Source organism: Prescottella subtropica, from assembly GCF_005434945.1.
Taxonomy (GTDB): Bacteria; Actinomycetota; Actinomycetes; order Mycobacteriales; family Mycobacteriaceae; genus Prescottella; species Prescottella subtropica.
Genome location: NZ_SKCH01000023.1, coordinates 19215 through 31459, shown reverse-complemented (window position 1 = coordinate 31459; position 12245 = coordinate 19215). Strand labels below are relative to the sequence as shown.

General features: G+C 70.8%; 19 protein-coding genes. 5 read left to right on the top strand and 14 right to left on the bottom strand.

Annotation, left to right across the window (positions count from 1 at the left end; all coding sequences use genetic code 11):
• Window positions 1-52: 52 nt before the first annotated feature.
• From trpC to E0497_RS16855, 3 genes are all read right to left on the bottom strand, one after another.
• The gene (trpC, locus tag E0497_RS16865) at window positions 53-862 is read right to left on the bottom strand and encodes an indole-3-glycerol phosphate synthase TrpC (RefSeq protein WP_137725953.1); all 810 of its coding nucleotides are present in this window, start codon (window positions 860-862) and stop codon (window positions 53-55) included.
• Between the two features lie 80 nt (window positions 863-942).
• On the bottom strand, window positions 943-1632 hold the full coding sequence (locus tag E0497_RS16860; RefSeq protein ID WP_137725952.1) for a TIGR02234 family membrane protein: 690 nt from the start codon (window positions 1630-1632) through the stop codon (window positions 943-945).
• Window positions 1632-3170, bottom strand: coding sequence for an anthranilate synthase component I (locus E0497_RS16855; protein ID WP_137725951.1), 1539 nt, complete (start codon window positions 3168-3170; stop codon window positions 1632-1634). The genes E0497_RS16860 and E0497_RS16855 overlap by 1 nt, the downstream gene beginning before the upstream one ends.
• A 142-nt stretch (window positions 3171-3312) precedes the next feature.
• Between E0497_RS16855 and E0497_RS16850 the strand changes: the two genes are divergently transcribed.
• The gene (locus E0497_RS16850) at window positions 3313-3807 is read left to right on the top strand and encodes a MarR family winged helix-turn-helix transcriptional regulator (protein WP_137725950.1); all 495 of its coding nucleotides are present in this window, start codon (window positions 3313-3315) and stop codon (window positions 3805-3807) included.
• Between the two features lie 11 nt (window positions 3808-3818).
• Here the strand turns inward: E0497_RS16850 and E0497_RS16845 are convergent, their stop codons facing one another.
• Window positions 3819-3998, bottom strand: coding sequence for a tautomerase family protein (locus tag E0497_RS16845; RefSeq protein ID WP_137725949.1), 180 nt, complete (start codon window positions 3996-3998; stop codon window positions 3819-3821).
• A gap of 102 nt (window positions 3999-4100) precedes the next feature.
• Here E0497_RS16845 and E0497_RS20635 point away from each other — a divergent pair, with 102 nt between their 5' ends.
• Window positions 4101-4256, top strand: coding sequence for a DUF6131 family protein (locus E0497_RS20635; protein ID WP_170312996.1), 156 nt, complete (start codon window positions 4101-4103; stop codon window positions 4254-4256).
• A 6-nt stretch (window positions 4257-4262) separates the two neighbouring features.
• Here the strand turns inward: E0497_RS20635 and E0497_RS16840 are convergent, their stop codons facing one another.
• Complete coding sequence (locus tag E0497_RS16840; RefSeq protein WP_137725948.1) at window positions 4263-4532, bottom strand: DUF6480 family protein; 270 nt, start codon at window positions 4530-4532, stop codon at window positions 4263-4265.
• A gap of 207 nt (window positions 4533-4739) precedes the next feature.
• Here E0497_RS16840 and E0497_RS20670 point away from each other — a divergent pair, with 207 nt between their 5' ends.
• Genes E0497_RS20670 through E0497_RS16825 form a run of 3 tightly spaced genes read left to right on the top strand, consistent with a single transcriptional unit; the run spans window position 4740 to window position 6469 of the window.
• Entirely contained in the window at window positions 4740-5180 is a 441-nt protein-coding gene (locus tag E0497_RS20670; protein WP_137725947.1) for an ATP-binding protein, read from the top strand.
• A 47-nt stretch (window positions 5181-5227) separates the two neighbouring features.
• Window positions 5228-5965: a SigB/SigF/SigG family RNA polymerase sigma factor gene (locus E0497_RS16830; protein WP_137725973.1), complete on the top strand. Its 738-nt coding sequence runs from the start codon at window positions 5228-5230 to the stop codon at window positions 5963-5965.
• Window positions 5966-6022: 57 nt separating this feature from the next.
• Window positions 6023-6469: an STAS domain-containing protein gene (locus E0497_RS16825; RefSeq protein ID WP_137725946.1), complete on the top strand. Its 447-nt coding sequence runs from the start codon at window positions 6023-6025 to the stop codon at window positions 6467-6469.
• A gap of 14 nt (window positions 6470-6483) precedes the next feature.
• Here the strand turns inward: E0497_RS16825 and E0497_RS16820 are convergent, their stop codons facing one another.
• The 9 genes from E0497_RS16820 to E0497_RS20630 form a co-directional block, all read right to left on the bottom strand.
• On the bottom strand, window positions 6484-7158 hold the full coding sequence (locus tag E0497_RS16820; protein WP_137725945.1) for a DsbA family oxidoreductase: 675 nt from the start codon (window positions 7156-7158) through the stop codon (window positions 6484-6486).
• 81 nt (window positions 7159-7239) lie between these two features.
• Complete coding sequence (hisI, locus tag E0497_RS16815) at window positions 7240-7587, bottom strand: phosphoribosyl-AMP cyclohydrolase (RefSeq protein ID WP_137725944.1); 348 nt, start codon at window positions 7585-7587, stop codon at window positions 7240-7242.
• Window positions 7584-8357 (bottom strand): imidazole glycerol phosphate synthase subunit HisF, encoded by a 774-nt coding sequence (gene hisF, locus E0497_RS16810; protein WP_137725943.1) that lies wholly within the window; start codon window positions 8355-8357, stop codon window positions 7584-7586. Before hisF ends, hisI begins: the two co-directional genes overlap by 4 nt.
• A gap of 15 nt (window positions 8358-8372) precedes the next feature.
• Window positions 8373-9188 carry an inositol monophosphatase family protein gene (locus tag E0497_RS16805; protein ID WP_137725942.1) on the bottom strand — a complete coding sequence of 272 codons (816 nt, stop codon included), beginning with the start codon at window positions 9186-9188 and terminating at the stop codon, window positions 8373-8375.
• A gap of 13 nt (window positions 9189-9201) precedes the next feature.
• Window positions 9202-9936 (bottom strand): bifunctional 1-(5-phosphoribosyl)-5-((5-phosphoribosylamino)methylideneamino)imidazole-4-carboxamide isomerase/phosphoribosylanthranilate isomerase PriA, encoded by a 735-nt coding sequence (gene priA / locus E0497_RS16800; RefSeq protein ID WP_137725941.1) that lies wholly within the window; start codon window positions 9934-9936, stop codon window positions 9202-9204.
• 46 nt (window positions 9937-9982) lie between these two features.
• Window positions 9983-10234, bottom strand: coding sequence for a hypothetical protein (locus E0497_RS16795; RefSeq protein ID WP_137725940.1), 252 nt, complete (start codon window positions 10232-10234; stop codon window positions 9983-9985).
• Window positions 10231-10866 carry an imidazole glycerol phosphate synthase subunit HisH gene (gene hisH / locus E0497_RS16790; RefSeq protein WP_137725939.1) on the bottom strand — a complete coding sequence of 212 codons (636 nt, stop codon included), beginning with the start codon at window positions 10864-10866 and terminating at the stop codon, window positions 10231-10233. The genes E0497_RS16795 and hisH overlap by 4 nt, the downstream gene beginning before the upstream one ends.
• Window positions 10867-10922: 56 nt before the next feature.
• On the bottom strand, window positions 10923-12089 hold the full coding sequence (locus E0497_RS16785) for an MFS transporter (RefSeq protein WP_137725938.1): 1167 nt from the start codon (window positions 12087-12089) through the stop codon (window positions 10923-10925).
• Window positions 12089-12241, bottom strand: a complete 153-nt coding sequence (locus tag E0497_RS20630) for a hypothetical protein (protein ID WP_170312994.1) — start codon at window positions 12239-12241, stop codon at window positions 12089-12091. Before E0497_RS20630 ends, E0497_RS16785 begins: the two co-directional genes overlap by 1 nt.
• Window positions 12242-12245 lie beyond the last annotated feature (4 nt).

Genomic DNA, 12245 nt, shown 5'->3' with positions numbered 1-12245 from the left:
CTGCCCCAACCGTGACGAGAACGAATGGTCGGGTCCTGCTGTGCGGACTGTCTCAGCGCGACGGCTTCGGGCACGACGGATGCGCACCCGCCGTCGCCAGTTCCGCGCACGCGTGCCGCGGGTCTCCGCTGGTCACCAGGCCCTCACCGACGAGGACGGCGTCCGCCCCGGCACCCGCGTACGCGAGCAGGTCCGCCGGACCACGCACACCGGACTCGGCGATCTTCACGATGTTGCTGGGCAGGCCCGGGGCGATCTGCCCGAACGTGCTCATGTCGACCTCGAGGGTCTTGAGGTTGCGGGCGTTGACGCCGATGACGCTCGCGCCGGCCTCGAGCGCACGGTCCGCCTCCTCCTCGGTGTGGACCTCGACGAGCGCGGTCATACCGAGCGATTCGGTGCGGTCGAGCAGCGACGTGAGGGTGTTCTGGTCGAGGGCCGCGACGATCAGCAGGACGACATCCGCGCCGTGCGCGCGAGCCTCGTGGATCTGGTACGGCCCGACGATGAAGTCCTTGCGCAGGATCGGGATGCTCACCGCCCGCCGGACGGCGTCGAGGTCGGCGAGGCTGCCGTGGAACCGGCGCTCCTCGGTGAGGACGCTGATCACCCGGGCGCCACCGGCCTCGTAGGCGGCGGCGAGGACCGCGGGGTCCGGGATGTCGGCGAGCGCACCCTTGGAGGGGCTGGCCCGCTTGACCTCGGCGATCACCCCGACACCGGGGGCGCGCAACGCGGCCGCGGCATCGAGTGCGGGGGGTGCGGCGGCCGCCGCTGCCTTCACGGCAGCGAGGTCCAGAACCGCTTCACGGGCAGCGACATCGGCGCGCACCCCGTCGAGAATCGAGTCGAGAACAGTCATCGAGGCCCCGAGTCCTTTCCGGCATGTCAACCGATGTGAGGAGAAACTCATCGGTTCATGCTTCAGGGTAGAGGCCGGGGTCAGTCGTCCTCCGGGCGGGTACCCGAAGGCGGCGTGCCCTTGCTCACATCGGTGTCGCCCGGATCCGTGTCCCCGACCGTCGGGTCCTCACCGGCGTCGAGCGCGTCCCACAGCATCCGCTGCGACTTCGGCTCGTCGGACGACCCGGTTCCGACCCGCCCGGCCGCCTCACGGCGCGCGGCAGGGCTGTCGTACTTACCCGAAAGCCCGCCCGCCGCAGCAGGTTTGCGAATCAACACCACCGCGGCGGCGAGGGCCGCGACCGCCCCGAACAGCACCAGCAGCGCCGGCAGGGTCGCCACGTCGGCGGCGGTCACCTGCGTCCCGACCCGACCGAATCCCGCGATGTCCGACGCCTGTTCGTTCGACGCGCCGCCGACGAGCAGACCGACCGCGGGCACCGCGGCGAGCACCGCGACCACCGCCACGAGACCGCCGACGACACGCACCACCCACCCGCGCACCGCGAACGCGGCCGCGATCGCCGCGACCAGCACGAGCGCGAGCGGGGTGGTCGCGGCCGCCCAGGTGCCGCCGTCCAGGTCCGTCACCCGGTCCTGGCCCAGTCCGTCGGACGAGGTGACGGTCACCCACGTCATGCGCGACGACCCCCACAGGCACAGTGCCGCGAGTGCGAGCAGCAGTGCCGCGATCCCGGTGGCGCGTCGTCCGGTCGTGGTCGTGCCCATCAGCGGTCACCTCCGTGCGGCCCGGCGAAGGGCCGCAGTGTCTGGGCGGCGGCGATGGCGCTGAGCACCGCCATCGCCTTGTTGCGGGCCTCGGTGTCCTCGTACACCGGATCGGAGTCGGCGACCACCCCGGCACCGGCCTGCACGTAGGCGGTCCCGTCCTTGATCAGGGCGGTGCGGATCGCGATCGCGGTGTCCGCGTCCCCCGTGAAGTCGAGGTAGCCGACGATGCCGCCGTAGATGCCGCGCCGGGTGGGCTCGAGTTCGTCGATCAGCTCCATCGCCCGCACCTTCGGCGCCCCGGACAGGGTGCCGGCCGGGAAGCACGCGGTGACGGCGTCGAGGGCGTGCTTGCCGTCGGTGAGGCGTCCGGTCACGGTGGAGACGAGGTGCATGACGTGGCTGTAGCGCTCGATGTGCCGGTAGTCGTGGACCTTCACCGTCCCCGGCTCGCACACCCGGCCCAGGTCGTTGCGGCCCAGGTCGACGAGCATGAGGTGCTCGGAGTTCTCCTTCTCGTCCGCGAGGAGATCCTTCTCGAGCAGGATGTCGTCCTCCTCGGTGGCGCCGCGCCACCGGGTGCCGGCGATGGGATGCGTCGTCGCGACCCCCTCCTTGACGGTCACCAGCGCCTCCGGGCTGGATCCGACGATCGAGAACGCGGTGCCGCCGTCCCCGTCCGGGACCTGCACGAGATACATGTACGGGCTCGGATTCGACGCCCGCAGCATCCGGTAGACGTCGATCGGCTCTGCCGCGCAGTCCATTTCGAAACGCTGCGACAGCACCACCTGGAACGCTTCACCGGCCTCGATCTCCCCGATCAGCCGGTGCACGTCCGCCCCGAAACTCTCGGTGGTGCGCTGCCGCCGGTACGCCGGGGCCGGCCGCGTGAACGTGGACACCGTCGACGGGGCGGGCGCGGACAGCGCCGCGGTCATCCGGTCCAGTCGGGTGACGGCGTCGTCGTAGGCCTCGTCGACCCGCTCGTCGGAACCATCCCAGTTGACGGCGTTCGCGATGAGCGTGATCGCGCCCTCGTGGTGGTCGACCGCCGCGAGATCGGTGGCCAGCAGCATCACCATCTCCGGGATCTGCAGGTCGTCGACGGCATGCTCCGGGAGACGCTCGAGCCGGCGGACCGCGTCGTACCCGAGAAAACCGACCATGCCACCGGTGAGCGGCGGCAGGTCCGGCAACCGTTCGCTGCGCAGCAACTCCAGGGTGCGGCCGAGCGCGACGATCGGGTCGCCGCCGGACGGGGCACCGGCCGGGACGTTGCCGAACCACGCGGCCTCCCCGTCGCGCACCGTCAGTGCCGCCGGACTGCCCGCGCCGATGAACGACCAGCGCGACCACGACCGGCCGTTCTCCGCCGACTCCAGCAGGAACGTGCCGGGCCGACTGCCCGCCAACTTGGTGTACGCCGACAGCGGAGTCTCCGCGTCCGCCAGCACCTTTCGGATCACCGGGACGACCCGATGCTCGGCGGCAAGAGCACGGAACTGTTCGCGGGTGGTGGTCGAATCGTCGCGCATGCCCCCATCATCCCAGGCGCCGCGGTGGCGCTGCGCGCCCCGTGCGCCTTTTTGGTAGTGGGTACCACCGAAAAGGCGCACAGCGGCGGCGTCCGTTCCCCGGTCGATCGGTGCCGTTCCGGTGTTTGACACCCTGGGAGCCATGAGCACGCCCGACAGCACCGACATCCCGTGGCTCACGCCCGAACAGCAGGACGCGTGGCAGACCCTCGTCGCCCTCGTCACCCGGCTACCGGCGGCGCTCGACACCCAGTTGCAGCGCGATTCGGGACTCACCCATTTCGAGTACTTCGTTCTCGCGGCCCTGTCCGAGGCCGACGAGCGGCGGTTGCGGCTGTCCGAGTTGGCGGCGCACGCCAACGCGTCGCTGTCCCGGCTGTCGCACGTGGTGACCCGGATGGAGAAACGCGACTGGGTGCGCCGCGACACGGTTCCCGGTGTCCGCGGCGCGTTCGCCGTCCTCACCGACGACGGCCTGACCACGGTCGCGGAGGCCGCCCCCGGACATGTGCGGACCGTCCAGGCGCTCGTGTTCGCAGGTCTCGACGCCACTCAGGTGGCACAGTTGTCGGTGCTCGGCGACGCCCTGATCGATCAACTCGACCGCGGTATCGCCGCCGGCACCGGCAAGGCCTGACCCGGCGGGACTCAGCCCAGCGGCACGCCGCCGACACCCCAGTTCTCGCGGGGTACGTCGGTGAGGGTGACCCACACCGACGACGCGTTCTTGCCCGCCGCCTCCGCGTACGCGGCGGTGACGGCGGCGATGACATCGCGCTTCTGGTCGGCGGTCAGGCCGGGGGTCTGACTGATCTGGATGAGAGGCATGGCGGAGATTGTGCCAACTCACCCGACGGCGGCGCGCCCGGGATGTTTCCGCCGGCGCCGACGGGGTATCCGGTCATCGGTCCCACAGAAGGAGACGAAGCGATGATTGTCCTGGGTTTGATCCTCTTGCTGATCGGTTTCCTCACCGGGATCTCGATCATCTGGACGATCGGCATCGTACTGCTCGTCATCGGCGTGATCCTCGCCCTGATCGGTGCCACCGGCCGGGCGGTGGGCGGCCGACGCCACTGGTACTGACCGACGTCACCCACCTCCGGCGACCATCAGGAGCAACCCGATCGCGACCACGACGAACGTGACGGCGATCGCCGCGACCACGACGACGGTCGCGATCCCCGTCACCGGGAAACGGTTCCGGGTGTCCGGTTCGTGGCCGGCGAGGTCCGATATGCCCTCGGACTCGGGTGGCGTCGAACCGGCCGGGACGCCACCCCCGGGTTCGAGGTCGGGGATGTGACCGGGTTCGGGATCGGGATTGTGGCGCGGGCTGAGATTCTGGAGTGTTTCGGTCATGACGTCCTCCGGATCGTCGGCTACCGAGGATGGCGACCCTCGTGCGCCCCCGATGCCACCGTAACCACGTCGGGCCCGAACGGTCGACCCGTATCCGTGGGAGGCTGGGTGCGCCGACACGTTTGGAACTCGCACCACTCGGGAATCTCTGCGACACGGGCGACCAGCACGCCGCGCCGCCGAGACCGGAACCCGCAGCGAGGAGTCATGACGCACACCTGCGCAACCACGGCACAGCCGGACGGATCCGCCCCCACCCTCGAACTGCGGGCCCCGGCCGAGTCCGCCCAGTTGGGGCCGCTGCGCGGCGTGTCCACGGCCCTGGCCGGGCAGTGCAACATGGATCTCGACCAGCTCGCCGATCTGCGTCTCGCCGTCGACGAAGCATGCAGCACGCTGCTGCGTATCGCGGTTCCCGACACCGTGATCGTCTGCCGGTTCCGGCTGTCCCCCGACACGTTCCGTTTCTCCGCCGCGGTCACCGCGACCGCGGCGGGGGCGGACACCCCGATCGAGAGTCGCTTCGGCTGGCACGTGCTGCGCACCCTGACCGACACCCTCTCCGTCGACCGCGACCACGACCACGACGGCGGCGAGTACGTGTCGGTGACGATCTCGTTCACGATGTGCAGCGGGGACGCGACGTGACCCGACGGGCCGTCGAACGCTCCGACGAGTACCGCGACGTGAAACCGATGTTCACGGAGTTGGCGTCACTCACACCCGACGATCCGGCGCGCGACGAGGTCCGCCGGTCCATCATCACCCGCTGCCTCCCCCTCGCCGAGCACATCGCGCACCGGTTCGACCGCCGTGGCGAACCGTACGACGATCTCCTCCAGGTGGCGAGCCTGGGCCTGGTGAACGCCGTCGACCGGTTCGACGTCGACCGGGGGTGCGACTTCCTGGCGTTCGCGGTCCCCACCATCATGGGCGAGGTGCGCCGGCACTTCCGCGACGCCGGGTGGGCGGTCCGGGTGCCGCGCCGCCTCAAGGAGTTGCATCTCGAGATGACCCGGACCGCGACGGCGATGTCGCAGCGGCTGGGCCGGGCCCCGACCCCCCGCGAGATGGCCGGTGAACTGGGTGTCTCCGAGGAGGACGTCGTACAGGGACTGCAGGCGGCGAGCGGCTATCAGGCGCTGTCCGTCGATGCGACGCCTGCCGGGCCTGGGCCCGGGTCGACCATCGCGGACGTCCTCGGCGACGACGACTCCGACCTGGCCGGCGTCGAGGACCACGAAACGATTCGTGTCCTTCTCGAGGGTCTGTCCGATCGCGAACGGACGGTACTGCTGCTCCGGTTCTTCGGCGACCAGACCCAGACCCAGATCGCCGAACGCATCGGCGTCTCCCAGATGCACGTCTCCCGCATCCTCGCGGACACGCTCGGCAAGCTTCGTGACCTGTACAGCGACCCGGGTCGGTGTTAGAAACGAGGGAGACCGAACACCCGGAAGGCACCTCACCCGACGGGACGGAGGTACACCGTGCCCGAGTCTGCCCTGTCCACCACCACGATGCCGCGTTTCGACGCCGTTCCCGAGACCGGACTGCTGCTGTCCCACACCCCGGCGTCGGCCGTGGTCGTCGCATACCCGGACAGCCTCGACATGCGCACCGTCGACGATTTCCGCTGCGCGTACCGCGGTGCCCTGCACGAACTCACCGCGAGCGGCATCGAGGCCGGCGACCTCATCGTCCTCGACCTCTCACACACCGACTTCGTGAGCGTCGACGCGACCGCGGCCCTGGTGGAGGCGAAGGATCTCACCGAAAGCCACGGCATCGACTTCGCCCTCGTCACCGCCACCCGCGGGGTCTACCGCGCACTCGACGCGACCGGGACACGCCGGCAGCTCACGTGCCGGCCCACCGTCGAGGCCGCGCTCGTCTACGAACGCACGGAGGGCGCGTTCCACACCGCAGACGGGTAAACCTCGGGTCCGTGTCACCGCTCCGCGGCGCGGCGGACCAGGTCCGCCATGGCGGTCGGATCGTCCGAGTCGACGACCGGGAATCCGACGCCGGGCGCCCCCACCCAGTGCAGCACGATGCCCGGGTTGGGGGTGTCGGAGCCGTCCGCGAGGAAGAAGTGCGGGCTGCCCTGCACCCGGTCGCCGCGGGTGCGGTAGTCCCGCATCATCGCGGCCCGGGCCGTGCCCTCGTCGAGGTTCTCGGCGAGCACGTCGACGTCCACGTGTGGGCACGCCGCGGCGATCTCGCACAGTTCGCACGTCAGGTGGACGGGGCGGCTGTCACGGAAGAACGCGAGCCGGATCGCCATGTCGAGTTCCTCCGCGGCCCGCAGCGACTGCAGCTTCGCGGCGTGCACCGCCTCGTTCGCCGGCAGCGACGTGCCCGGCCACTGCGCCGGATCCCGCTGCCACAGGCTCCACCCGAGCCCGGGTTCGAGTGCCCCCAGCACCGGGATCTCGGCGTCCACGACCCGTTTCGGGGTCGGCACCCGGTTGAGGTCCTCGAGCGCGAACAGTCGGTGATCGACCCGCACCGCGTCGGTCAGGTGCGCTCGTTCCCGCTCCCGATAGAACCGGTGCAGCGCGAGCGTCGACCATCCGCACGCCACATCGGTGTACACCACCACCGTTCCGGGTTCGACACGCATGACCGCGCACCACCTTCCGTCGCACGACACCTGTGCCGTCCGGGTACCCGGTGGCGCGCGAAAGATGCACGGCCGGCCGGATCAGTCCTCCGGGCTCAGGAGCACCTCGGTGTCGAAGCACGTGTGCGTGCCGGTGTGGCAGGCGGCGCCCTCCTGGTCGACGATCAGCAGAATGCTGTCGCCGTCGCAGTCGAGGCGCACCTCGTGCACGTACTGGGTGTGGCCGCTGGTTTCGCCCTTGACCCAGTACTGCTGCCGGGACCGCGAATAGTAGGTGCCCTTCCGCGTCGCGAGGGTGCGGGCGAGGGCCTCGTCGTCCATCCAGGCGACCATGAGGACTGCGCCGGTCGACTTCTCCTGGGCGACGGCGCTGAACAGTCCGGCGTCGTTGCGCTCGAGTTTCGCGGCGATCGTGGGGTCGAGACTCATCGGACGGTGATCCCTTCCGCGCGCATCGCGTTCTTCACGTCGCCGATCGTCATCTCCCCGAAGTGGAAGACACTCGCCGCGAGGACCGCGTCGGCCCCGGCCGCGACGGCCGGCACGAAATGCTCGACGGCACCGGCGCCGCCGCTCGCGATGACCGGGACGTCGACGGCGGCGCGGACCGCGCGGATCATGGCCAGGTCGAAACCGGCCTTGGTGCCGTCGGCGTCCATCGAGTTGAGCAAGATCTCCCCCACCCCCAGTTCGGCGCCGCGGGTGGCCCACTCGACGGCGTCGATGCCGGCGCTCCGCTTACCGCCGTGCGTGGTGACCTCCCACCCGGACGGGGTCGGCTCCTGACCGGCGGGCACGGTGCGGGCGTCGACGGACAGCACGATGCACTGCGACCCGAAGCGCTGCGACATCTCTCGCAGCACCTCGGGGCGGGCGATGGCCGCGGTGTTGACGCTGACCTTGTCGGCGCCGGCGCGCAGCAGTCGGTCGACATCGTCGACGGTGCGGACACCGCCGCCGACCGTGAGCGGAATGAACACCTGTTCGGCGGTGCGGGTGACGACGTCGAGCATGGTGCCGCGGTCACCGCTGGACGCGGTGACGTCCAGGAACGTGAGCTCGTCGGCGCCCTGCGCGTCGTAGGTGGCGGCGAGTTCCACGGGATCGCCCGCGTCCCGCAGATTCTCGAAGTTGACGCCCTTGACGACGCGTCCCGCGTCGACGTCGAGGCACGGTATCACCCGAACAGCCAGAGTCATCGTTGTGGCCCTCCTTCAGGCCGCGTCTCCGGGATCACCCAGAGCGTGAAGTATGTCGAGAAGTTCGGCGTGGACGCCGGGTGCGGCCGCGAGCACCGACTTCGAGCCGATGTGCCAGTCGTCGCCGTGCAGGTCGGTGACGATGCCGCCGGCCGCCCGCACCAGCGCGACCCCGGCCGCGTTGTCCCACACGTGGTGGCCGAACACGACTGCGCCACCGAAACTTCCGGACGCCGTGTAGGCGAGGTCGGCGCCGGTGGAGCCGCGGATCCGGATCCGCGACGACACCCGGCTCAGCTCGCCGAGCAGCGCGAACCGGTACGGGCCGGGGAAACGGCCGCCGCTGTCGAGGTTGAACGCGCCGAAGCTGATCATCGAGTCGGCGAGTGTCCGCTTCTCGAGCCGCGGCAACGGAATCCCGTTGCGGTGGAGCGGCCCACCGGCGACGGCCGCGAAGGTCTCCGCGGTGAGCGGCAGCCACGTCAGGCCCAGGATCGGAACACCGTCCCGCAGCAGCGCCAGCAGCATCCCCGCCGTCGGCAGACCCGACGAGTAGTTGAACGTGCCGTCGATCGGGTCGAGGATCCACACGTCACCGGAGTGCGTCGCCGGTCCCCCGTACTCCTCGCCGTGGACCTCGATGCCGGTGCGGCGTTCGAGTTCCGCGGTGATCGTCCGTTCGAGTTCCAGATCGACCTCGGTCGCGAAGTCCTTGGGGCCCTTGTGGACCGCGCTCGGCGCGCCGAGTCCCGCGACGAACCGTCCCGCGGCACCGTCGAGCACGTCGCCGGCGATCGCCAGCAACGTCTGCGGGTCCGAGGTGCGGTTCATCGCGGGCTCCGTCCTAGCGCGACACCGCGGCGAGTGCCTCGGGCAGCGTGAATCGTCCTGCGTAGAGCGCCTTTCCGACGATCGACCCCTCGACACCCTCCCCGACGAGACCGGCGATGGCCTCGAGGTCGGCGATGGTCGAGACACCGCCGGACGCGACGACCGGTGCATCGGTGGCGGCGCACACGGCGCTGAGCAGTTCCAGGTTCGGGCCGGTCAGCGTGCCGTCCTTGCTGACGTCGGTGACGACGTACCGCGAGCAGCCGTCCCGGTTCAGCCGCTCGAGGACCTCCCACAGGTCGCCGCCGTCGGACACCCAGCCGCGGCCGCGCAGCCGGTAGTCGCCGTCGATCAGCTTGACGTCGAGACCGACGGCGATACGCTCGCCGTGCTTGGCGATGGCGCGGGCGCACCAGTCGGGGTTCTCGACGGCGGCGGTGCCCAGGTTGACGCGGGCGCAACCGGTCGCGAGGGCCGCCTCGAGGGAGGCGTCGTCGCGGATTCCGCCGGACAGTTCGACCTTGACGTCGAGTTCGCCGACGACCGAGGCGAGCAGTTCACGGTTGGAGCCGCGACCGAACGCGGCATCGAGATCGACCAGATGCACCCACTCGGCACCGTCGTTCTGCCACGCCAGGGCGGCGTCGCGGGGCGCACCGTAGTTGGTCTCGCTTCCCGCCTCTCCCTGAACGAGGCGAACAGCTTCACCGTTGGCGACATCTACAGCAGGCAAAAGGACCAGGCTCACCGCGCCGATCCTAATGGGTCCCCGGCCACACCCGGGCCCCGGGTCGTCACCCGTCACGTCCCCGATCGCCGAACGCACGGCGGGTCATGCGTTTCGACACCGCACCCATCGCCGCGATCGCCGCGACGATCCCGGCGAGGGCGATGACGAGCCCCGGGATCGGCCCCGGCCGCAACGCCACGACGAGGACCGCCGCGACGATCAGGATCGTGGCCCCGGTGCCCATCGTCGCCAGCGCGAGCTTCGCGAGCGACAGGTCGCCGTCGCCGTCGCCGTCCGGGCCGGGGCCGCCGGTCACAGGCCGCGGACCCAGTTCTCCAGCAGTTGGGCGCCGGCGTCACCGGACTTCTCGGGATGGAACTGGGTGGCCGACAGGGCGCCGTTCTCGACGGCAGCGAGGAACCGGTCGCCGTGCTGCGCCCACGTCAGCTTCGGCGGGGCGAGCACCTCCGGTTCGGGCAGCTCCCAGCGGCGGACGCCGTACGAGTGCACGAAGTAGAAGCGGGTGTCGGCGTCCATGCCCGCGAACAGGACGCTGTCGGCGGGGGCGTCGACGGTGTTCCAGCCCATGTGCGGCAGCACGTCCGCCTCGAGCCGTTCGACGGTGCCGGGCCATTCACCGCAGCCGTCGGCCTCCACCCCGTGCTCGACGCCGCGCTCGAACAGGATCTGCATGCCGACACAGATACCGAGGACCGGGCGGCCACCGGCGAGCCGCTGCCCGATGATCCGTTCGCCCCGAACCTCCCGCAGCCCCTCCATGCACGCCGCGAACGCGCCGACACCGGGGACGACGAGACCGTCCGCGTTCAGGGCGACGTACGGGTCGTTCGTCACCTCGATCTCGGCCCCGGTGCGGGCGAGGGCGCGCTGCGCCGAGTGCAGATTTCCGGAGCCGTAATCGAGGAGAGCAACCTTGCGTGCGGTCATGGCCGTGACTCTAGCGGTCGGGTGCGTCGGCCCCTGCTGACGGCTTCTGCGGGCGGTTACTGCGGGCGACTCTCGACCGATGTCGCAGCAACGGCCCGCGGCCACACCGCGACGGGTGTGACGGCCACGATCACGATCGCGGCGAGCCAGAACACCGCCGGATATCCTGCCGCCCCCGCGACGACACCGAGCGCGATCGACCCGATGCCGGTGCCGCCGTCGTACGCGATGTTCCAAGCGGCACTGGCCGCGCCGACCCGCTCGGGGCCCGCAGAGGCCAACAGTGCCAGCAGCGCCTCGTTCTGGACGGCACCGAACGCGGCACCGAACGCCGTCGCCCCGCCGATCAGTCCGATGTCGCCGCCCACACCCGCCACTGCCCCGGCCAAGGCAGCCGTGCCGGCGGCGCCGAGCAGCAGCGCCGGGACGAGCGTGCGCCCGACGCCGAACCGGTCCGCGATCACACCGGCCCCATAGCGGCCCACGAGCATGGCACCGGCCGACGCCGCCAACGCCGCCCCGACCACGGCCGCCCGGTCCGCGACCGCGATCGACAGCAGCGACGACATGCCCCCGTACGCCGCGGACACGGCGAGCATCGCGACGCACGGAACCAGCAGCACCCCGAGCGGCAGCCCCTTGCGGCCCGCCGGGAGCCCCGGCTTCGGGACGGCCGGCAGCCGGGAGATCGACAGCAGCGACAGTGTCGGGATCAGCGCGCCGAGCACGAACACCAGCGACGACTGACCCGTCTTGTACAGCGCCAGACCCAGCGGCAGCACGATCATCTGGGCAGAGGCGATCGCGACCCCGTTCGCGCCGGTGACCCGGCCGAGCAGGTTCCGGGGCGCGAGTTCGGCGAGCAGGCCGATCCCGGCGACGGTCACCAGACCGAAGCCGACACCGCGGAGCGCGGACACCGCCAGTGCCGGCACGATGTCGACGCTCCACACGAACGCCAGCGACGGCGGGCCGAGCAGCACGCAGCCGACTCCCAGCACCGTCCGGTAGCCGTGCCGCCGCAGCAATGCCGGCACCCGCAACTGTGTGGCCACCGTCGTCGCCATGAAGATCGCCGTCGACCCGCCCGCGGCCGCGGCACCACCGCCGCCGTCGGCGATCGCCAACGGCACCACCGGCAGCAGCAGCGACCAGCCACCGAACGTGGTCGTGCCCATCAGGAACGCGATGAGGATCCCGCGGGTCCGCAGGAGTTCGCGCATCAGATCAACCGCAGGAGTCCCGACGCCGCCGCGAGGATCGCCAACGCCACGAGCACACCGGAGGCGAGCTTGTTGACCTTCCACATCGAGTAGGCGCCGCCGAGTGCGAACCCGGCGCCGAGGAACAGGATGTACATGAAAATCGTGCTCACGGGT